Origin of the sequence: Streptococcus mitis, assembly GCF_019929545.1 — a bacterium.
In the GTDB taxonomy this organism is placed as follows: domain Bacteria; phylum Bacillota; class Bacilli; order Lactobacillales; family Streptococcaceae; genus Streptococcus; species Streptococcus mitis_BU.
The window spans coordinates 48,994-69,813 of record NZ_JAHZPT010000007.1 but is presented as its reverse complement, the minus strand read 5'-3'; the positions used below and the strand labels follow the sequence as shown (position 1 = coordinate 69,813).

Genomic DNA, 20,820 nt, shown 5'->3' with positions numbered 1-20,820 from the left:
AAGAGGAAAAATAAACTATGACATTTTCATTTGATACAGCAGCAGCTCAAGGTGCAGTTATTAAAGTAATCGGTGTTGGTGGAGGTGGTGGTAACGCCATTAACCGCATGGTTGACGAAGGTGTTGCAGGCGTAGAATTTATCGCAGCAAACACAGATGTACAAGCTTTGAGTAGTACAAAAGCTGAGACTGTAATTCAGTTAGGCCCTAAATTGACTCGTGGTTTGGGTGCTGGCGGTCGACCTGAAGTTGGTCAAAAGGCAGCTGAAGAAAGCGAAGAAGCCTTGACTCAAGCTATTACTGGAGCAGATATGGTCTTCATTACTGCAGGTATGGGAGGTGGCTCTGGTACTGGTGCAGCTCCTGTTATTGCCCGCATTGCTAAAGATTTAGGTGCTCTTACAGTTGGTGTTGTGACACGTCCTTTCGGTTTCGAAGGAAGCAAACGTGGTCAGTACGCTGTAGAAGGAATCAATCAACTTCGTGAGCATGTAGATACTCTATTGATTATTTCAAACAACAACTTGCTTGAAATTGTTGATAAGAAAACTCCACTTCTTGAAGCTCTTAGCGAAGCAGATAACGTACTTCGCCAAGGTGTTCAAGGGATTACGGACTTGATTACAAATCCTGGTTTGATTAACCTTGATTTTGCCGATGTGAAAACAGTTATGGCAAATAAAGGAAACGCCCTAATGGGTATCGGTATCGGTAGTGGTGAAGAACGTGTGGTAGAAGCAGCTCGTAAGGCAATCTACTCACCACTTCTTGAAACAACTATTGACGGTGCTGAGGATGTTATCGTCAACGTTACTGGTGGTCTTGATTTAACCTTGATTGAGGCAGAAGAAGCATCAGAAATTGTTAATCAAGCAGCTGGTCAAGGAGTAAACATTTGGCTCGGAACATCTATCGATGAAAACATGAAAGATGAAATCCGTGTTACAGTCGTTGCAACTGGTGTTCGTCAAGATCGTGTGGAAAAAGTTGTGGGCCATGCACCAAGACAAGCTGTCCGTCATGAACAAGCAAGTCCTAGTCATGCACACAATCATAATCGTCAGTTTGATATGGCTGAAACTGCAGAAATTCCAAGTCCAGCACCTCGCCGTACAGAAACTTCTCAAACTTCAGCATTTGGTGATTGGGACTTGCGTCGTGAGACAATTGTTCGACCAACTGATTCAGTGGTATCACCAGTTGAACGTTTCGAAGCGCCATCTTTACACGATGAGGATGAATTAGACACTCCTCCATTTTTCAAAAATCGTTAAGTAAATGAATTTGAAAGAAAATACAGAGCGTGTTTTTCAACAAATAAAAGATGCAAGTCAGCAGTCAGGAAGAGAAGCCAATTCTGTTTCGGTTGTTGCTGTTACAAAATATGTAGACGTACCGACAGCGGAGGCTTTGCTTCCGCTAGGTGTGCATCATATTGGTGAAAATCGTGTAGATAAATTTCTTGAGAAATATGAAGCTTTAAAAGATGGAAATATCACCTGGCATTTGATTGGAACCTTGCAAAGACGCAAGGTCAAAGATGTCATTCAGTATATTGATTATTTCCACGCTTTGGATTCATTAAAGCTAGCAGAGGAAATTCAAAAAAGAAGTGACCGAGTTGTTAAGTGTTTCTTACAAGTAAATATCTCAAGGGAAGAGAGCAAACATGGTTTTTCAAAGGAAGAACTATTGGAGCTCTTGCCAGAATTGGCTACCTTAGATAAAATTGAATATGTCGGCTTGATGACAATGGCTCCTTTTGAAGCTAGTAGTGATGAGTTGAAAGAAATTTTTAAAGCTACACAGGATTTGCAACTAGAAATTAGAGAAAAACAAATTCCCAATATGCCAATGACGGACTTGAGTATGGGTATGAGTCGTGACTACAAGGAAGCGATTGAATTTGGCTCAACATTTGTCAGAATTGGTACAGCATTTTTTAAATAGGAAAGAAATATGTCTTTAAAAGATAGATTTGATAAATTTATAGATTATTTTACAGAAGATGGAGAAGATGTTGGTACTGCATATCAGCCTAAAGCTGAAGAGCCGATTGTGACTCCAGTCCCTTCTGTTCAAGAGTTGCCTCAACAAGCTGGTAGCACGCCATCTAAAGATAAAAACATCACTCGTCTTCATGCCCGTCAACAAGAGTTGGCTATGCAAAGTCAACGTTCTACTGATAAGGTGACAATTGATGTTCGTTATCCACGTAAATACGAAGATGCCACAGATATTGTTGATTTATTAGCTGGTAACGAAAGTATTTTGATTGATTTCCAATATATGACAGAAGTTCAAGCTCGTCGTTGTTTGGACTATCTGGATGGGGCGCGCCACGTTTTAGCTGGTAACATGAAAAAGGTAGCATCTACTATGTACCTGCTGACACCAGTTGATGTTGTCGTCAATATTGAAGACATCAAAATTCCAGATGAATCACAAAATGGTGAATTTGGCTTTGATATGAAACGTACGAGAGTGAGATAATGATCTTTCTCATTCGTTTTGTTCAAAATGCAGTGGATATCTATTCACTGATTTTAATCGTGTTTGCTCTGATGTCTTGGTTTCCCAATGCTTATGAATCACGTCTTGGACGCTTGATTATTAGTTTAGTGAAACCGATAATAGCTCCCTTGCAACGTTTGCCCCTCCAGATTGCAGGTCTTGACTTGTCTGTCTGGATTGCGGTATTACTAGTTCACTTCCTAGGGGAGCAGTTGATTCGACTTTTAGTGATCTTTCTATGAACAAGATGATTTATCAACACTTTTCTAAGAATGATTCGTCTTTTATTGATAAAGGATTAGAATGGATAAAAAAGGTAGAAGATTCTTATTCTCCTTTTTTAACACCCTTTGTAAATCCCCATCAAGAAAAGATTTTAAAGGTTCTAGCATCGACCAACGGCATCTCCTATATGAGCAGTCGGCAGTTTCTTGAAACTGAATATGTACGGGTACTCCTGTATCCTGATTATTTTGAGCCGGAATTCTCTGATTTTGAACTTTCCTTGCAAGAAATAGTCTATCCTAATAAGTTTGAACGCCTAACGCATGCAAAAATATTAGGAACTGTTTTAAATCAGCTAGGAATCGATAGGAAGCTATTTGGTGATATCTTAGTCAACGAAGAGAGAGCACAGATTATCATAAATCGACAGTTTATGCTCCTTTTTCAAGACGGCATTACGAAAATTGCTCGTTTACCGGTTCGTCTAGAAGAACGGGATTTTACTGAGAGAATTGCTACTGTAGAAGATTATCAAGAATTAGATATTTGTATTGCTAGTTCTAGATTAGATGTTTTTCTGGCAGGTGTCTTCAAGCTGTCTAGAAATCAGGCAAGTCAGTTAATTGAAAAACAGGCAGTCCAAGTCAATTACCATTTAGTTGAAAAATCAGATTATGCAGTTCAAGTTGGTGATCTGATTAGTGTAAGGAAATTTGGTCGATTGAAACTCATTAGGGATAATGGGCAAACAAAAAAAGATAAAAAGAAATTAACGGTCCAATTGTTATTAAGTAAGTGAGGAAAAATATGCCAATTACATCGTTAGAAATCAAAGATAAAACCTTTAGCACACGCTTCAGAGGGTTTGATCAAGAAGAAGTAGATGAATTTTTAGATATTGTAGTCCGTGATTATGAAGATTTGGTTCGCTCTAATCATGATAAGGATTTACATATTAAGAGTTTGGAAGAGCGTTTGTCTTACTTTGATGAGATGAAAGATTCATTGAGTCAATCTGTATTGATTGCACAAGATACAGCAGAGCGAGTAAAACATGCTGCAACTGAACGTGCAAACAATATTATCCAACAGGCAGAGCAAGATGCACAACGTTTGTTGGAAGAAGCTAAGTATAAGGCAAATGAAATTCTTCGTCACGCAACTGACAATGCTAAGAAGGTTGCAGTTGAAACAGAAGAATTGAAGAACAAGAGCCGTGTCTTCCATCAACGTCTTAAATCTACAATTGAGAGCCAGTTAGCAATTGTTGAATCTTCAGATTGGGAAGATATTCTTCGCCCAACAGCGACTTATCTTCAGACAAGTGATGAGGCCTTCAAAGAAGTGGTCAGCGAAGTCTTAGGTGATTCTGTCTTACAACAACATCCAGAGGAAGAACCAATTGATATTACTCGCCAGTTTTCTCCAGAAGAAATGGCAGAGTTGCAAGCGCGTATCGAAGCGGCTAATAAGGAACTTGCAGAAGCCGAAGCAAGAGCTGAGCAGGAACAAGTAGTTTCACCAGCTCCAGCTCCGATTGTTGAAGAAAGTCCAGCTCATCCAGTTGGTCCAATGTATGAAGAGCCAGAAGTAGTCCCAAGCCATTACTCAGGCCCAACACCAGCTACTGAAGCTGTAAGCTCAGAACCAGGTTTTGCGGCACCGCAAGAATCTGTTACAATTTTATAAGAAATGATCTGAGAACAATATCTTATCCTTATATTTCCAGCGAGCAGGAGATGGTGTAAGTCCTGCATTCCCTAGCGATAAGATTATCCTCTCAAACAATCAAGTCTGAAGCTAGTAAGATTTGACGTTCCCCACGTTACGGGATAAGAGGGAGAGAGACTAGATCTTTTTCCGAATAAAGGTGGTACCACGATTTTCGTCCTTTTTGGCAGTCGTGGTTTTTAATTTGTTATTATTTATAAAGGAGATACCATGAAACTCAAAGATACCCTTAATCTTGGGAAAACAGCTTTCCCAATGCGTGCAGGCCTTCCTACCAAAGAGCCAGTTTGGCAAAAGGAATGGGAAGATGCAAAACTTTATCAACGTCGTCAAGAACTAAATGAAGGGAAACCGCATTTTGTCTTGCATGATGGCCCTCCATACGCAAACGGAAATATCCACGTTGGACATGCCATGAATCATATCTCAAAAGATATCATCATTCGTTCTAAGTCTATGTCAGGTTTTAACGCACCTTATATCCCAGGTTGGGATACTCATGGTCTGCCAATCGAGCAGGTTTTGGCAAAACAAGGTGTTAAACGTAAAGAAATGGACTTGGTTGAGTACTTGAAACTTTGTCGTGAGTACGCTCTTTCTCAAGTTTATAAACAACGTGATGATTTCAAGCGCTTGGGGATGTCAGGTGACTGGGAAAATTTATATGTGACTTTAACTCCAGACTATGAAGCAGCCCAAATCCGTGTATTTGGTGAGATGGCTAATAAAGGCTATATCTACCGTGGTGCCAAGCCAGTTTACTGGTCATGGTCATCTGAGTCAGCCCTTGCCGAAGCGGAAATTGAATACCATGATTTGGTTTCAACTTCTCTTTACTATGCCAATAAAGTAAAAGATGGCAAAGGTGTTCTAGATACAGATACCTACATCGTTGTCTGGACAACTACTCCATTTACTATCACAGCTTCTCGTGGTTTGACTGTCGGAGCGGATATTGATTACGTCTTGGTTCAACCTGCTGGTGAAGCTCGTAAGTTTGTCGTTGCTGCAGAATTGTTGATTAGCTTGTCTGAGAAATTTGGCTGGGTTGATGTTCAAGTTTTGGCAACTTACCGTGGTCAAGAACTCAACCACATCGTAACAGAACACCCATGGGATACAGCTGTAGATGAATTGGTTATTCTTGGTGACCACGTTACAACTGACTCTGGTACAGGTATTGTCCATACCGCCCCAGGTTTTGGTGAGGACGACTACAATGTTGGTATTGCTAATGGTCTTGAAGTCGCAGTGACTGTTGACGAACGTGGTATCATGATGAAGAATGCTGGTTCTGAGTTTGAAGGCCAATTCTACGACAAAGTGGTTTCAACTGTTATCGAGAAACTTGGTAACCTCCTTCTTGCCCAAGAAGAAATCTCTCACTCATATCCATTTGACTGGCGTACCAAGAAACCAATCATCTGGCGTGCAGTGCCACAGTGGTTCGCCTCTGTTTCAAAATTCCGCCAAGAAATCTTGGACGAAATTGAAAAAGTGAAATTCCACTCAGAATGGGGTAAAGTCCGTCTTTACAATATGATTCGTGACCGTGGCGACTGGGTTATCTCTCGTCAACGTGCTTGGGGTGTTCCACTTCCTATCTTCTACGCTGAAGACGGTACAGCGATTATGACAGCTGAAACGATTGAACACGTGGCTCAACTCTTTGAGGAACATGGTTCAAGCATTTGGTGGGAACGTGATGCTAAGGACCTCTTGCCAGAAGGATTTACTCATCCAGGTTCACCAAATGGCGAGTTCAAAAAAGAAACTGATATCATGGACGTTTGGTTTGACTCAGGTTCATCATGGAATGGTGTTTTGGTAAATCGTCCAAATCTGACTTATCCAGCTGACCTTTACCTTGAAGGTTCTGACCAATACCGTGGTTGGTTCAACTCATCACTTATCACATCAGTTGCTAACCATGGCGTAGCACCTTACAAACAAATCTTGTCACAAGGTTTTGCCCTTGACGGTAAAGGTGAGAAGATGTCTAAATCTCTTGGAAATACCATTGCTCCAAGCGATGTTGAAAAACAATTTGGTGCTGAAATCTTGCGTCTTTGGGTAACAAGTGTAGACTCAAGCAATGACGTACGTATCTCTATGGATATCTTGAGCCAAGTCTCTGAAACTTACCGTAAGATTCGTAACACCCTTCGTTTCTTGATTGCCAATACTTCTGACTTTAACCCAGCTCAAGATTCAGTAGCTTACGATGAGCTTCGTTCAGTTGATAAGTACATGACGATTCGCTTTAACCAGCTTGTCAAGACCATTCGTGATGCTTATGCAAACTTTGAATTCTTGACAATCTATAAAGCACTAGTGAACTTTATCAACGTTGACTTGTCAGCATTCTACCTTGATTTTGCTAAAGATGTTGTTTACATCGAAGGTGCCAAATCACTGGAACGCCGTCAAATGCAGACTGTCTTCTATGACATTCTTGTGAAAATCACCAAACTCTTGACACCAATCCTTCCTCATACAGCAGAGGAAATCTGGTCATACCTTGAGTTTGAAGCAGAAGACTTCGTTCAATTGTCAGAATTGCCAGAAGCACAAACTTTTGCTAATCAAGAAGAAATCTTGGATACATGGGCAGCCTTCATGGACTTCCGTGGACAAGCTCAAAAAGCCTTGGAAGAGGCTCGTAATGCCAAAGTTATCGGTAAATCACTTGAAGCACACTTGACAGTTTACCCAAATGAAGTGGTGAAAACTCTACTCGAAGCAGTAAACAGCAATGTGGCTCAACTTTTAATCGTGTCAGACTTGACTATCGCAGAAGGACCAGCTCCAGAAGCTGCTGTTAGCTTCGAAGATGTAGCCTTCACAGTAGAACGCGCTGCAGGTGATGTGTGTGACCGTTGCCGTCGTATCGACCCAACAACAGCAGAACGCAGCTACCACGCAGTCATCTGTGACCACTGTGCAAGCATCGTAGAAGAAAACTTTGCAGACGCAGTCGCAGAAGGATTTGAAGAGAAATAAGGTTTGTTGTATGATACAAATAAGGAAAAGGATTGTCAAACAGTCCTTTCCTTTTTGGTTTTGACTAGCTTTTTTGTGAAAAATTGTGTAAAATAGAATAGATAAACGAGGGAAAACCTCGGAAAATTTAAAGGAGAATCCATCTAATGGTAAAATTGGTTTTTGCTCGCCACGGTGAGTCTGAATGGAACAAAGCTAACCTTTTCACTGGTTGGGCTGATGTTGATTTGTCTGAAAAAGGTACACAACAAGCGATTGACGCTGGTAAATTGATCAAAGAAGCTGGTATCGAATTTGACCAAGCTTACACTTCAGTATTGAAACGTGCGATCAAAACAACTAACTTGGCTCTTGAAGCTTCTGATCAATTGTGGGTTCCAGTAGAAAAATCATGGCGTTTGAACGAACGTCACTACGGTGGTTTGACTGGTAAAAACAAAGCTGAAGCTGCTGAACAATTTGGTGATGAGCAAGTTCACATCTGGCGTCGTTCATACGATGTATTGCCTCCAAACATGGACCGTGATGATGAGCACTCAGCACACACTGACCGTCGTTACGCTTCACTTGACGATTCAGTTATTCCAGATGCTGAAAACTTGAAAGTGACTTTGGAACGTGCCCTTCCATTCTGGGAAGATAAAATCGCTCCAGCTCTTAAAGATGGTAAAAACGTATTCGTAGGAGCTCACGGTAACTCAATCCGTGCCCTTGTAAAACACATCAAAGGTTTGTCAGATGACGAAATCATGGATGTGGAAATCCCTAACTTCCCACCATTGGTATTCGAATTCGACGAAAAATTGAACGTCGTTTCTGAATACTACCTTGGAAAATAAAAAATTGTAAGTCTAGGATTGATTTCTAGGCTTTTTATGTTAGTATGGAAGTATGATAAGGAATAAAAAACAGGATTATGTGCTGACCTACAAGCAACCAGCGTCAACAACATATAAGGGTTGGGAAGAAGAGGCCTTACCGATAGGTAATGGTTCTATAGGAGCTAAAGTCTTTGGGCTTATAGGGGCTGAGCGGATTCAATTCAATGAAAAAAGTCTCTGGTCTGGAGGTCCACTTCCTGATAGTTCCGATTATCAGGGTGGAAATTTTCAGGATCAGTATGCTTTTTTAGCTGAGATTCGGCAGGCTTTGGAGAAGAAAGATTACAATATTGCTAAGGAACTGGCTGAACAGCACCTAGTCGGGCCCAAAACGAATCAATATGGGACCTATCTGTCCTTTGGGGATATTTATATTGAGTTTAGTAATCAAGGCAAGACTTTGTCTCAGGTGACGGATTACCAGAGACAGCTTAATATCAGCAAGGCGCTTGCGACGATTTCTTATGTCTATAAGGGAACGAAATTTGAACGTGAAGCTTTTGCGAGTTTTCCAGATAATATCTTGGTTCAGCGCTTTACTAAGGAAGGGGCGGAAACTCTAGATTTTACTATAGAACTGTCGCTAAGTCGTGATTTGGCTTCTGATGGAAAGTATGAGCAGGAAAAATCTGATTACAAGGAATGCAAGTTGGATATTACTGATTCTTATATCTTGATGAAGGGAAGAGTTAAGGACAATGACCTGCAGTTTGCTAGCTGTTTATCTTGGGAAACAGATGGGGATATCACAGTTTGGTCAGATAAGGCTCAGATATCAGGAGCCAGTTATGCCAATCTTTTCTTGGCTGCTAAGACTGATTTTGCCCAAAATCCTGCTAGTAATTATCGCAAGAAAATAGATTTAGAGCAGCAAGTAAAGGACTTGGTGGAGACAGCCAAAGAAAAGGGATATACCCAATTGAAATCAAGGCATATTGAGGACTACCAAGCTTTATTCCAGCGTGTTCAATTGGATTTGGGAGCTGATTTTGAATCATCCCCTACGGATGATTTGCTAAAAAATTATAAGCCACAAGCGGGGCAGGTTTTGGAGGAGCTATTCTTCCAGTATGGACGGTATTTATTGATTAGTTCTTCTAGAGATTGCCCAGATGCCCTACCAGCTAACCTACAGGGAGTATGGAATGGGGTCGATAATCCTCCTTGGAATTCGGACTATCACTTAAATATCAATCTGCAGATGAATTATTGGCCAGCCTATGTGACTAACCTCTTAGAAACGACCTTTCCGATCATAAACTATATAGATGATTTGCGTGTCTATGGTCGCCTAGCAGCTGCAAGGTATGCAGGAATTGTCTCTCGGGAAGGAGAGGAGAATGGTTGGTTGGTCCATACCCAAGCGACCCCTTTTGGCTGGACGGCACCTGGTTGGGATTACTATTGGGGTTGGTCACCAGCTGCCAATGCGTGGATGATGCAAACTGTTTATGAAGCCTATTCATTTTATATGGACCAAGACTATCTTAGGGAGAAAATTTATCCCATGTTAAGGGAAACAGTTCGTTTTTGGAATGCCTTTTTACATAAGGATCAGCAGGCGCAGCGTTGGGTGTCTTCTCCGTCTTACTCACCAGAACATGGGCCGATTTCGATTGGCAATACCTATGACCAATCTCTGATTTGGCAGTTATTTCATGATTTTATTCAGGCTGCTCAGGAATTAGAGTTGGATGAGGCTTTGTTGACTGAGGTCGAGGAGAAGTTTGACATGCTTAATCCTCTTCAAATCACTCAATCTGGTCGAATCAGGGAGTGGTATGAGGAGGAAGAGCAGCATTTTCAAAATGAGAAAGTGGAGGCCCAGCATCGGCACGCTTCCCATCTAGTGGGACTCTATCCTGGCACTCTCTTTAGCTATAAGGGAAAAGAGTATCTTGAAGCAGCGCGTGCTAGTCTCAATGATCGTGGAGATGGCGGTACAGGTTGGTCCAAGGCTAATAAGATCAATCTTTGGGCGCGTCTAGGAGATGGCAATCGAGCCCATAAATTATTAGCAGAGCAGTTAAAGTCATCCACCTTGCCAAATCTTTGGTGTAGTCATCCTCCTTTTCAGATAGATGGTAATTTTGGTGCTACTGGTGGCATGGCAGAAATGTTGCTCCAGTCTCATACAGCTTATCTGGTACCTCTAGCCGCCCTACCCGATGCATGGTCAACAGGTTCCGTTTCAGGCTTAATGGCACGTGGACATTTTGAAGTTAGCATGAGGTGGGCGGATAAAAAACTCTTACAGTTGACCATTTTATCAAGAAGTGGGGGAGAATTGCGAGCTTCTTATCCAGGTATTGAAAAAAGTGTGATTGAAGTGAATCAAGAAAAAATAAAAGCGAAATGCATGGGGAAAGATTGTATTTCGGTGGCAACAGCAGAAGGTGATCTTGTTCAATTTTATTTTTAAGAAGGTGATAGAAGGCAGTAATTTGATACTGCCTTTTAATAAGGATTTAAGAATGTAAGCAGTTTCCAACTAGTTGAAAAAGCGTTATAATGGTAGTAGGAAGTAATTTGTTTGAGAGAGGGTGGGTCTGATGGCTTATATTGAGATGAAACACTGTTACAAGCGTTATCAGGTTGGGGACACGGAGATTGTGGCCAATCGTGATGTGAATTTTGAGATTGAAAAGGGTGAATTGGTTATTATTCTAGGTGCATCTGGTGCAGGTAAGTCAACGGTTCTTAACCTTCTTGGGGGAATGGATACCAATGATGAGGGGGAAATCTGGATTGATGGTGTCAATATTGCAGACTACAATTCCCACCAGAGGACCAATTATCGTAGAAATGATGTCGGTTTTGTTTTTCAGTTTTATAATCTAGTTTCCAATCTAACCGCTAAGGAAAATGTGGAGTTGGCTTCAGAAATCGTGACAGATGCCTTGAATCCTGAACAGGTCTTGACAGATGTAGGTCTGGCTCATCGTCTCAATAACTTTCCAGCCCAGCTTTCTGGAGGGGAGCAACAGAGAGTCTCCATTGCACGCGCGGTAGCCAAAAATCCTAAAATTCTCCTTTGTGACGAACCGACAGGCGCCTTGGATTATCAGACGGGCAAGCAGGTTTTGAAAATCCTCCAAGACATGTCTCGTCAAAAGGGAGCGACGGTGATTATCGTGACTCACAATGGAGCTTTGGTGCCCATTGCTGATCGCGTGATTCATATGCACGATGCCAGTGTCAAGGATGTGGTGATCAACCAGCATCCTCAGGATATCGACAGTTTGGAGTACTAGCATGATCAAGCGAAAAACTTATTGGAAGGACTTGATTCAGTCCTTCACAGGCTCCAAGGGGCGTTTTTTATCCATCTTAACCTTGATGATGTTAGGGTCTCTAGCCTTAGTAGGACTCAAAGTAACCAGTCCCAACATGGAGGCGACAGCTAATGCTTATTTAACAACTGCTCAAACCTTGGATTTGGCAGTCATGTCTAATTATGGTTTGGATCAAACAGATCAAGAAGAACTAGAACAGATAGAGGGCGCAGAGGTTGAGTTTGCCTATTTGACAGATGTGACTATGGAGAATGGGCAGGATGCCATTCGGCTGTACTCCAAACCAGAGGGGATTTCAACCTTTCAGCTAAGAGAGGGGCGACTTCCGCAGTCAGACCAGGAGATTGCTTTGGCCAGTCACCTACAGGACCAATATCGTGTGGGACAGGAGATTAGTTTTAAAGAAAAAGAAGGCGGTCATTCCCCTTTAAAAGACCATACTTATACCATTACTGGTTTTGTGGATTCAGCTGAAATCCTCTCCCAGCGAGATATGGGCTACGCAGCAAGTGGAAGTGGGACTCTGACAGCTTACGGGGTGATTTTACCTAGTCAGTTTGATCAGAAAGTCTACAATATAGCTCGTTTGAAATATCAAGATTTAGCAGGTTTAAATGCTTTTTCAGAAGCTTATGAAGAGAAATCCAAGCAACATCAGGAAGACCTTGAACAAGCTTTGTCAGATAATGGCAAGGCACGTCTGCAATTCTTGAGAAAAGAAGGACAAGGGTCTCTAGACAAAGGCCAAGAGACCCTTGAGAAGGCTGAGACTAATCTGCAGGAAGGCAAGCGTCGTTTAGCAGCTGCTCAAGCTCGTTTACAGGCTCAGGAAAGTCAACTAGCCTTGTTTCCTCAAACGCAGAGAGAGCAGGCCCATGCTCAACTTACCCAAGCCAAGCAGGAATTGAGCAAGGAAGAGGACAAACTAAAGCAGGCTGAACAAAATCTAGCCCAAGAAAAGGAAAAATTAGAAAAACATCAGAAAGTTTTGGATGATTTAGCTGAGCCCAAGTATCAAGTATATAATCGTCAGACCATGCCTGGCGGTCAAGGCTATCTCATGTATAGCAATGCTTCATCCAGTATTCGAGCAGTGGGCAATATCTTTCCTGTAGTGCTTTATGCCGTAGCAGCTATGGTGACCTTTACAACTATGACTCGTTTTGTGGATGAAGAGCGAACTCATGCAGGGATTTTTAAGGCCTTGGGTTATCGCAGTAAGGATATTATCGCCAAATTTCTCCTCTACGGTCTAGTAGCTGGAACTGTCGGAACAGCTCTAGGTAGCATACTTGGACATTATTTACTAGCCGGTGTGATTTCAAGTGTCATTACAAAAAGCATGGTGGTGGGAGAAACCCAGATTCAGTTCTATTGGACCTATAGCTTACTGGCTCTTGTCTTGAGTTGGTTGGCGAGTGTGCTACCAGCCTATCTGGTAGCTCGTAGGGAACTTCATGACGAAGCTGCCCAGCTTTTACTGCCTAAACCTCCTGTTAAAGGAGCTAAAATCTTACTGGAGCGCATCAGTTTTATCTGGCGCCGTCTCAGTTTTACTCATAAGGTAACAGCTCGCAATATCTTCCGTTATAAGCAGCGGATGTTGATGACGATCTTTGGTGTGGCGGGTTCAGTCGCTCTGCTTTTTGCAGGTTTGGGAATCCAATCCTCTGTAGCAGGAGTTCCGTCTAGACAGTTTCAACAAATCCAACAGTATCAAATGATTATTTCTGTAAATCCTAGTGCGACCAATCAGGATAAGGTAAATCTAGAAGAAGTGTTGAAAGGTCAGGACATCCAAGCCTATCAGAAAATCTATTCTAAAACGCTAGACAAAGATTTCAAAGGTAAGGCTGGTCTTCAGACAATTACCCTTATGATGACAGAGAAGGAGGATTTGACTCCCTTTATCCATCTGCAACATCATCAGCAAGAGTTGACATTAAAAGATGGAGTTGTCATCACAGCTAAACTAGCCCAGCTGGCAGGTGTCAAGGTTGGACAAACTCTAGAAATTGAAGGTAAGGAATTAACGGTTGCTGCTATTGCTGAGAACTACGTTGGTCACTTTATTTATATGAGTCAGGATAGCCATGAGCAAATTTACGGACAGCTACCCCAAGCCAACACTTATCTGGTCTCGCTAAGGGATACCAGTGCAACTAGTATCGAAAGGCAGGCCGGCTTACTTATGAATCAAGCTGTGGTGTCCAGCGTTGTCCAGAATGCTTCAGCCATTCGACTCTTTGACTCCGTCGCCAGCTCACTCAATCAGACCATGACCATCTTGGTCATCGTATCGGTTCTGTTGGCTATTGTTATCCTCTACAATCTGACCAATATCAACGTGGCTGAGAGAATCCGTGAACTCTCCACTATCAAGGTTCTCGGTTTTCATAATAATGAAGTCACTCTCTACATTTACCGTGAGACGATTGTGCTGTCCCTTGTGGGAATCGTACTTGGTTTGGTATCTGGTTTCTATTTACACCAATTTTTGATTCAAATGATTTCTCCTGCGACTATTCTCTTTTATCCGCAGGTAGGGTGGGAAGTCTATGTAATCCCAGTGACGGCAGTAAGCATCATTTTGACCTTGCTTGGTTTCTTTGTCAATTATCATCTGAGAAAGGTTGATATGCTTGAAGCCTTGAAATCTGTAGAATAATTTATACTCAATGAAAATCAAAGAGCAAACTAGGAAACTAGCCGCAGGCTGTACTTGAGTACGGCAAGGCGACGTTGACGAGGTTTGAATTTGATTTTCGAAGAGTATTAGTTGTTTTTATCAGATTGGACTTGTATTTACTCGTAAACAAAAATCCTCCGTTTCAAAGAGTAGGGAACTCTTTGTGACAGAGGATTTTTTCTATAGGGCTTTAGCAGCTGCAATTGCGGCTTCGAAGTTTGGTTCAGAGTTGATATTGTCCACGTATTCAACGTAGCGAATCGTATTGTCAGTATCGAGGACAAAGACTGCGCGTGCCAATAGGTGCCACTCATTGATTAAGAGAGCATAATCGCGTCCAAAGGAATGATCAAAATAGTCTGACAGCATAATCGCATTTTCAATACCTTCAGCACCGCACCAACGTTTTTGGGCAAAAGGGAGGTCCATTGAAACAGTCAAGACAACGGTATTATCCAGTCCAGCCAGTTCTTCATTAAAACGACGCGTTTGAGTTGAGCAGATGCCTGTATCGATAGAAGGCACGACACTCAAGACTTTTTTCTTGCCATCAAAATCAGCCAGAGATTTTTTAGAAAGGTCTGTTGTAGTGAGTGAAAAATCAAGTGCCTTGTCGCCGACTTGTAGTTGTTTACCTGTAAAGCTCACAGGATTTCCGAGAAAAGTTACCATAGGATACTCCAATCTTTTTTCTTCCATTTTAGCTGAAACAGTCGGAATTTTCCAATGATTTGACCGGAAATATGGGCATAGAAAAAAACGCCAGCTCATTGAGAATGACGTTTTTCAGAGGCTTATACTCAATGAAAATCAAAGAGCAAACTAGGAAGCTAGCCACAGGCTGTACTTGAGTACGGCAAGGCGACGCTGACGTGGTTTGAATTTGATTTTCGAAGAGTATTATTTTGCCAATCCTTCAGCAATCTTATCAAGATTGTATTTCATCATGTTGTAGTAGCTGTCGCCTTCTTTACCTTGTTCTGCGATAGAGTCAGTAAAGATTTGTGCGTAGATTGGGATGTTTGTGTCTTGTGAAACAGTCTTCATTGGACGGTCATCCACACTTGATTCTACAAAGAGGGAAGGAGTTTTTGTTTGGCGAAGTTTTTCAACCAAGGTCTTGATTTGGTCAGGTGTTCCTTCTTCTTCAGTATTGATTTCCCAGATATAGGCACTTGGGACACCGTAGGCTTTAGAGAAGTATTTGAAGCATCCTTCGCTGGTTACAATGAGTTTTTTCTCAGCAGGGATGTTGTTAAATTTCTCCTTAGCTTCCTTGTCGAGTTTGTCTAGCTTATCAGTATATTCTTTGAGATTTTTTTCGTAGAATTCCTTGTTGCTAGGGTCTTTAGCGCTCAATTGTTTTGCGATATTTTTAGCAAAGATCATACCGTTTTCAAGGTTAAGCCAAGCGTGTGGGTCTTCTTTTCCTTTTTCATCTTTTCCTTCAAGGTAGATAACATCAACACCTTCACTGACTGCAAAGTAGTCTTTGTTTTCAGTCTTCTTGGCGTTTTCTACCAATTTTGTAAACCAAGCATTGCCACCAGTTTCAAGGTTGATACCGTTGTAGAAAATCAAATCAGCTTGAGATGTTTTCTTAACGTCTTCAGGAAGTGGTTCGTATTCGTGTGGGTCTTGACCAACAGGAACGATACTGTGAAGATCAATCTTGTCACCAGCAATATTTTTAGTAATATCAGCGATGATTGAGTTTGTAGCAACAACTTTTAGTTTTTGACCAGAAGCTGCATCTTTTTTTCCGCTAGCACATGCTACGAGAACAATGGCGGAAAGAAAAAGAACCAACAATGTACCTAATTTTTTCATTAGATCCTCCAATTTATTGGGGCTTTACCCCTTATTTTAACAAATGTTTATTTTTCAGTTTCAAATATCGTTGTTTTGGAGCGATAAAGAAGCTAATGAGAAAGAAACTAGCAGCTGTGAGCACGATACTAGAACCTGCCGCAACGTTAAAGCTATAGCCGATAAAGAGTCCCAAAACTGAAGCAGTAGCTCCAAAGGTTGAGGAAAGGAAAATCATGCTTTTCAGGCTATTAGCATACAGATAAGCAGTTGCAGCTGGGGTAATCAGCATGGCTACAATCAGGATAGTTCCGACACTTTGCATGGCTGTCACAGACACGAGAGTCAGGAGTACCATGAGAAGGTAGTGATAGAAATTGACAGGCATTCCCATGGCTTTAGCCAAGAGTTCATCAAAGGAAGTTATCAAGAGTTGCTTGAAGAAAATCCAGATTAACAAGAGAATGACTGCCCCAACACCCATAGTAATAAACATATCCGTATCTTGGACGGCTAGGATATTACCAAAAAGGATATGGAAAAGGTCAGTTGAACTTTTAGCGACACTAATCAAGATGATACCGAGGGCTAAGAAAGAAGAAAAGGTAATGCCGATGGCGGTATCGCTTTTGATAATCGAGTTTCCCTTGATGTAGGTAATGATGATGGCAGCTAGCAATCCAAAGACAATGGCTCCGATAAAGAAGTCAAGGCCCAAGATGAAGGAGAGGGCTACACCTGGTAAGACAGCATGTGAAATGGCATCCCCCATGAGTGACATCCCGCGTAGGATGATGAAACATCCCACAGCTCCAGCTACGACCCCGACGACAATAGCTGTTATCAAGGCATTTTGTAGGAAATGGAATTTTTGCAATCCATCGATAAATTCTGCAATCATAGGTCACCTCCATTGAAAAAGAGTCGATTACCGTAAGCTTCTTTGAGATTGGCTTCGGTAAAGGTTTCTTTGATTGGACCAAAGGCAATCACTTCTCGATTGACAAGTAAGACTTGATCGAAGTAGTGGGAAACCTTGCTGAGGTCATGGTGGACGATGAGAACCGTCTTCCCAGCTTTTTTCAAATCTCTCAGCGTATTCATGATGATTTCCTCACTGACAGAGTCAATCCCAACAAAGGGTTCATCCAAGAGGATATAATCGGCTTCCTGCACCAAGCATCTGGCAATCAAAACCCGCTGGAATTGACCTCCAGATAGTTGACTGATTTGACGCTCAGCGTAGTCAGCTAGACCGACAATTTCAAGGGCCTCTTGCACTTTCTTCCAATGTTTAGCATTTAAACTTCGAAAGAGAGAGATAGAGGGAAAGAGTCCTAGTGAGACACATTCCTTGACCTTGATGGGAAAGTTGTAGTCGATATTTATTTTTTGTTCGACATAAGCGATTCGATGTAAGGATTTTTTAACTTCCTTGTCATCGAGAAATGCCTGACCTTGATGTGGGATAATTCCCAGCATACCTTTTAATAATGTTGATTTCCCAGCACCGTTTGGACCAATGATACCGGTAATTGTTGGTCCATGGAGCGCTAGTGAAATATCCTTAAGTGCCAACGTCTCTTTGTAGGAGACACTGAGGTTTTCGATACGTATCATACAGTTGTATTCCTCCTGTCTCTTAATATACATTAAAAAAAAAATTAAGTCAAGTTAATTTTTGAAAAAATTAAAATAATAACTGAAAAACAATAGAAAGTATCAGTTCATTTTTAATTGCATTCCCAGGTAATTTTTGTTAAGCTAAAAGCAAGTACAAATGAAAGCGAGAACAAGATGACACGTTATCAAGACGATTTTTATGATGCAATTAATGGGGAATGGCAGAAGACAGCTGAAATCCCAGCCGATAAGTCTCAAACTGGAGGTTTTGTTGATTTAGACCAGGAAATTGAAGACCTGATGCTGGCGACAACAGACAAGTGGTTGGCAGGAGAAGAGGTGCCTGAGGATGCTATCTTGGCAAACTTTGTCAAATACCACTGCCTAGTTCGTGATTTTGACAAGAGAGAAGCTGACGGTATCACACCTGTTTTGCCTCTTCTTAAAGAATTCCAAGAATTGGAGACTTTTACGGATTTCACTGCCAAACTAGCAGAGTTTGAACTTGCTGGCAAACCTAATTTTCTTCCTTTTGGTGTATCGCCAGACTTTATGGATGCCAGAATCAATGTTTTGTGGGCTAGCGCTCCAAGCACAATCTTGCCAGATACGACCTACTATGCTGAAGACCATCCTCAACGCGAAGAACTCTTGACCCTTTGGAAAGAAAGTAGCGCAAATCTCCTCAAGGCTTATGATTTCTCTGATGAAGAAATTGAAGATTTGCTAGAAAAAAGACTAGAATTGGACCGTCGAATTGCGGCAGTGGTGCTCTCTAATGAAGAAAGTTCAGAGTATGCTAAACTCTACCATCCATATGCTTACGAAGATTTCAAGAAATTCGCACCTGCCCTACCTTTGGATAACTTCTTCCAAGCCGTTCTTGGACAAGTACCAGACAAGGTTATCGTAGACGAAGAACGTTTCTGGCAAGCAGCAGATCAATTCTATAGTGAAGAGGCATGGTCTCTCCTCAAGGCAACCTTAATTTTAAGTGTTGTGAATCTCTCAACCAGCTATTTAACAGAAGAAATCCGTGTCTTGTCAGGTGCCTATAGCCGTGCGCTTTCAGGAGTTCCAGAAGCCAAAGACAAGGTCAAGGCAGCCTACCAACTAGCACAAGGTCCTTTCAAACAAGCCTTGGGTCTCTGGTATGCCCATGAAAAATTCTCTCCAGAGGCCAAGGCGGATGTGGAGAACAAAGTGGCAACCATGATTGATGTCTATAAGGAACGCTTGTCTAAGAATGACTGGCTGACTCCTGAAACTCGCGACAAGGCCATCGTTAAACTCAATGTTATCAAGCCTTATATCGGTTACCCAGAAGAATTGCCAGAACGCTATAAGGACAAGGTAGTGGATGAAAATGCTAGTCTTTTTGATAATGCTCTAGCCTTTGCGCGTGTGGAAATCAAGCACAGTTGGAGCAAGTGGAACCAGCCTGTAGATTACAAGGAATGGGGCATGCCTGCTCATATGGTCAATGCTTACTACAATCCACAGAAGAACCTGATTGTCTTTCCAGCAGCCATTTTACAGGCTCCTTTCTATGACTTGCATCAGTCATCTTCTGCTAACTATGGTGGGATTGGGGCAGTTATTGCCCATGAAATTTCTCACGCCTTTGATACCAATGGAGCTTCCTTTGATGAAAATGGTAGCCTCAAGGATTGGTGGACAGAGAGCGACTATGCTGCCTTCAAGGAGAAAACACAAAAAGTTATTGATCAGTTTGATGGACAAGATTCTTATGGAGCAACCATCAACGGTAAATTGACTGTATCAGAAAATGTGGCTGACTTGGGAGGAATCGCTGCAGCGCTTGAAGCAGCTAAGAGAGAACCAGACTTCTCAGCAGAAGAGTTCTTCTACAACTTCGGTCGCATCTGGCGTATGAAAGGTCGTCCAGAATTTATGAAACTTTTGGCTAGCGTCGATGTGCACGCACCAGCCAAACTCCGTGTCAATGTACAAGTACCAAACTTCGATGATTTCTTTACGACCTATGATGTCAAAGAAGGAGACGGTATGTGGCGTTCACCAGAAGACCGTGTGATTATTTGGTAATGCAAAAAGTCTAGTCATCAGAAAAAAGGCATCCAATCAGGTGTGAGAACCTTGATAGGATGCCTTTTATAGTGGAAAGACTTGCTGGATAGTGTACTTAAAATGCGATAGACATTGTCATCATTTTACTAGAAAAAAGGATTGAAGGTCTTTTCGTGAGCAATAGTAGTAGCTGGACCATGTCCTGGATAGACATCGTAGTTTGGTAGGGTGAAGAGTTGGGTTTGAATACTATGGAGGAGTTGTTCCGTGCTACCAGTTGGAAGGTCCGTTCGTCCGATGGTTTCACGGAAAAGAGCATCTCCTGTCAAGACTAGGTGAGCATCAGGAAAGACGATAGAAACGCCGCCGATAGAGTGACCTGGTGTTGGCAAGACGGTGAAACGAAATTCCTCTAGTTGGTATTCTTCGTGAAAGATAAAAGTGTGTTCTGCAGGTTTTGCGACTACATCTTCCATATCATCGTGACGAGGGAGACCAGAGAGATTATCGACAGGAATGTAGAGCCAGCTGGCTTCGCTCTCTGCGATATAGACAGGAGGATTGCCAAAAGTCTCGCGAACCAAGTCCAGACTCATGATATGGTCATAATGGGCATGGGTCAATAGAATGGCACAGATCGGTTTGTTGATCTTCTCGATTGTTTGACGAATAGCTTCCCAATGGCTACCAGGATCGACGACGATGAGGTGTTTTTCACCTTCCAAGTAATAGGTATTTTCATAGGCAACAGGATTCACGGTTTTATGGATTTTCATACTAGCTCCAATCTCAAAGAATGTACTAATACTCTTCGAAAATCTCTTCAAACTGCGTCAACTTTATCTGCAACCTCAAAGCAGTGCTTTGAGCAGTCTGCGGCTAGTTTTCTAGTTTGCTCTTTGATTTTCATTGAGTATAAATTAAGTATAGCACAGTTGGGGAGAATAAGCTGGAAAAGGAAATAGATCTAGAAAGAAGATGGTTTGGATAAAAAATAAGC

Annotated in this window: 17 protein-coding genes; 12 read left to right on the top strand and 5 right to left on the bottom strand. The window is 41.9% G+C overall.

All coding sequences use genetic code 11. The features are described 5' to 3' along the window. Nucleotides 1-17: 17 nt before the first annotated feature. From ftsZ to K1I71_RS03770, 11 genes are all read left to right on the top strand, one after another. The gene (gene ftsZ / locus K1I71_RS03820) at nucleotides 18-1,274 is read left to right on the top strand and encodes a cell division protein FtsZ (RefSeq protein ID WP_023946158.1); all 1,257 of its coding nucleotides are present in this window, start codon (nucleotides 18-20) and stop codon (nucleotides 1,272-1,274) included. Between the two features lie 4 nt (nucleotides 1,275-1,278). Beyond that, nucleotides 1,279-1,950: a YggS family pyridoxal phosphate-dependent enzyme gene (locus K1I71_RS03815; protein WP_141230704.1), complete on the top strand. Its 672-nt coding sequence runs from the start codon at nucleotides 1,279-1,281 to the stop codon at nucleotides 1,948-1,950. 9 nt (nucleotides 1,951-1,959) lie between these two features. After that, on the top strand, nucleotides 1,960-2,493 hold the full coding sequence (locus tag K1I71_RS03810; RefSeq protein ID WP_000053356.1) for a cell division protein SepF: 534 nt from the start codon (nucleotides 1,960-1,962) through the stop codon (nucleotides 2,491-2,493). Further along, nucleotides 2,493-2,756 (top strand): YggT family protein, encoded by a 264-nt coding sequence (locus K1I71_RS03805; protein ID WP_004257761.1) that lies wholly within the window; start codon nucleotides 2,493-2,495, stop codon nucleotides 2,754-2,756. The genes K1I71_RS03810 and K1I71_RS03805 overlap by 1 nt, the downstream gene beginning before the upstream one ends. Then, nucleotides 2,753-3,538: a YlmH family RNA-binding protein gene (locus tag K1I71_RS03800; protein WP_153209343.1), complete on the top strand. Its 786-nt coding sequence runs from the start codon at nucleotides 2,753-2,755 to the stop codon at nucleotides 3,536-3,538. The genes K1I71_RS03805 and K1I71_RS03800 overlap by 4 nt, the downstream gene beginning before the upstream one ends. Before the next feature lie 8 nt (nucleotides 3,539-3,546). Then, a complete protein-coding gene (locus tag K1I71_RS03795) occupies nucleotides 3,547-4,428 on the top strand; it encodes a DivIVA domain-containing protein (RefSeq protein WP_317628050.1) in 882 nt (293 codons plus the stop codon). 252 nt (nucleotides 4,429-4,680) lie between these two features. Continuing rightward, nucleotides 4,681-7,473, top strand: a complete 2,793-nt coding sequence (gene ileS / locus K1I71_RS03790; protein ID WP_223330265.1) for an isoleucine--tRNA ligase — start codon at nucleotides 4,681-4,683, stop codon at nucleotides 7,471-7,473. A 146-nt stretch (nucleotides 7,474-7,619) separates the two neighbouring features. Continuing rightward, nucleotides 7,620-8,312, top strand: a complete 693-nt coding sequence (locus tag K1I71_RS03785) for a phosphoglycerate mutase (protein WP_000240129.1) — start codon at nucleotides 7,620-7,622, stop codon at nucleotides 8,310-8,312. A 52-nt stretch (nucleotides 8,313-8,364) separates the two neighbouring features. Beyond that, nucleotides 8,365-10,776 (top strand): glycoside hydrolase family 95 protein, encoded by a 2,412-nt coding sequence (locus tag K1I71_RS03780; protein WP_223330264.1) that lies wholly within the window; start codon nucleotides 8,365-8,367, stop codon nucleotides 10,774-10,776. A 130-nt stretch (nucleotides 10,777-10,906) separates the two neighbouring features. Continuing rightward, complete coding sequence (locus tag K1I71_RS03775; RefSeq protein WP_045605927.1) at nucleotides 10,907-11,608, top strand: ABC transporter ATP-binding protein; 702 nt, start codon at nucleotides 10,907-10,909, stop codon at nucleotides 11,606-11,608. A gap of 1 nt (nucleotide 11,609) precedes the next feature. After that, complete coding sequence (locus K1I71_RS03770) at nucleotides 11,610-14,318, top strand: FtsX-like permease family protein (protein WP_223330263.1); 2,709 nt, start codon at nucleotides 11,610-11,612, stop codon at nucleotides 14,316-14,318. A gap of 201 nt (nucleotides 14,319-14,519) precedes the next feature. On the opposite strand, the gene tpx is transcribed toward K1I71_RS03770, so the two are convergent. The 4 genes from tpx to K1I71_RS03750 form a co-directional block, all read right to left on the bottom strand. Beyond that, nucleotides 14,520-15,011: a thiol peroxidase gene (tpx, locus tag K1I71_RS03765; protein ID WP_000256026.1), complete on the bottom strand. Its 492-nt coding sequence runs from the start codon at nucleotides 15,009-15,011 to the stop codon at nucleotides 14,520-14,522. Nucleotides 15,012-15,239: 228 nt separating this feature from the next. Continuing rightward, nucleotides 15,240-16,169, bottom strand: a complete 930-nt coding sequence (gene psaA, locus K1I71_RS03760) for a metal ABC transporter substrate-binding lipoprotein/adhesin PsaA (RefSeq protein ID WP_223330262.1) — start codon at nucleotides 16,167-16,169, stop codon at nucleotides 15,240-15,242. A gap of 31 nt (nucleotides 16,170-16,200) precedes the next feature. Beyond that, on the bottom strand, nucleotides 16,201-17,049 hold the full coding sequence (locus K1I71_RS03755; RefSeq protein WP_000559787.1) for a metal ABC transporter permease: 849 nt from the start codon (nucleotides 17,047-17,049) through the stop codon (nucleotides 16,201-16,203). Then, nucleotides 17,046-17,768, bottom strand: coding sequence for a metal ABC transporter ATP-binding protein (locus tag K1I71_RS03750; RefSeq protein ID WP_223330261.1), 723 nt, complete (start codon nucleotides 17,766-17,768; stop codon nucleotides 17,046-17,048). Before K1I71_RS03750 ends, K1I71_RS03755 begins: the two co-directional genes overlap by 4 nt. Before the next feature lie 177 nt (nucleotides 17,769-17,945). Between K1I71_RS03750 and pepO the strand changes: the two genes are divergently transcribed. Beyond that, nucleotides 17,946-19,838, top strand: coding sequence for an endopeptidase PepO (gene pepO, locus K1I71_RS03745; RefSeq protein WP_223330260.1), 1,893 nt, complete (start codon nucleotides 17,946-17,948; stop codon nucleotides 19,836-19,838). A 128-nt stretch (nucleotides 19,839-19,966) separates the two neighbouring features. On the opposite strand, the gene K1I71_RS03740 is transcribed toward pepO, so the two are convergent. Next, a complete protein-coding gene (locus K1I71_RS03740; RefSeq protein WP_223330259.1) occupies nucleotides 19,967-20,596 on the bottom strand; it encodes an MBL fold metallo-hydrolase in 630 nt (209 codons plus the stop codon). Between the last annotated feature and the right edge of the window lie 224 nt (nucleotides 20,597-20,820).

Coding starts and splice junctions, on each gene's coding strand:
- ftsZ (WP_023946158.1), top strand. CDS start 18: ATGACATTTTCATTTGATACAGCAGCAGCTCAAGGTGCAGTTATTAAA.
- K1I71_RS03815 (WP_141230704.1), top strand. CDS start 1,279: ATGAATTTGAAAGAAAATACAGAGCGTGTTTTTCAACAAATAAAAGAT.
- K1I71_RS03810 (WP_000053356.1), top strand. CDS start 1,960: ATGTCTTTAAAAGATAGATTTGATAAATTTATAGATTATTTTACAGAA.
- K1I71_RS03805 (WP_004257761.1), top strand. CDS start 2,493: ATGATCTTTCTCATTCGTTTTGTTCAAAATGCAGTGGATATCTATTCA.
- K1I71_RS03800 (WP_153209343.1), top strand. CDS start 2,753: ATGAACAAGATGATTTATCAACACTTTTCTAAGAATGATTCGTCTTTT.
- K1I71_RS03795 (WP_317628050.1), top strand. CDS start 3,547: ATGCCAATTACATCGTTAGAAATCAAAGATAAAACCTTTAGCACACGC.
- ileS (WP_223330265.1), top strand. CDS start 4,681: ATGAAACTCAAAGATACCCTTAATCTTGGGAAAACAGCTTTCCCAATG.
- K1I71_RS03785 (WP_000240129.1), top strand. CDS start 7,620: ATGGTAAAATTGGTTTTTGCTCGCCACGGTGAGTCTGAATGGAACAAA.
- K1I71_RS03780 (WP_223330264.1), top strand. CDS start 8,365: ATGATAAGGAATAAAAAACAGGATTATGTGCTGACCTACAAGCAACCA.
- K1I71_RS03775 (WP_045605927.1), top strand. CDS start 10,907: ATGGCTTATATTGAGATGAAACACTGTTACAAGCGTTATCAGGTTGGG.
- K1I71_RS03770 (WP_223330263.1), top strand. CDS start 11,610: ATGATCAAGCGAAAAACTTATTGGAAGGACTTGATTCAGTCCTTCACA.
- tpx (WP_000256026.1), bottom strand. CDS start 15,011: ATGGTAACTTTTCTCGGAAATCCTGTGAGCTTTACAGGTAAACAACTA.
- psaA (WP_223330262.1), bottom strand. CDS start 16,169: ATGAAAAAATTAGGTACATTGTTGGTTCTTTTTCTTTCCGCCATTGTT.
- K1I71_RS03755 (WP_000559787.1), bottom strand. CDS start 17,049: ATGATTGCAGAATTTATCGATGGATTGCAAAAATTCCATTTCCTACAA.
- K1I71_RS03750 (WP_223330261.1), bottom strand. CDS start 17,768: ATGATACGTATCGAAAACCTCAGTGTCTCCTACAAAGAGACGTTGGCA.
- pepO (WP_223330260.1), top strand. CDS start 17,946: ATGACACGTTATCAAGACGATTTTTATGATGCAATTAATGGGGAATGG.
- K1I71_RS03740 (WP_223330259.1), bottom strand. CDS start 20,596: ATGAAAATCCATAAAACCGTGAATCCTGTTGCCTATGAAAATACCTAT.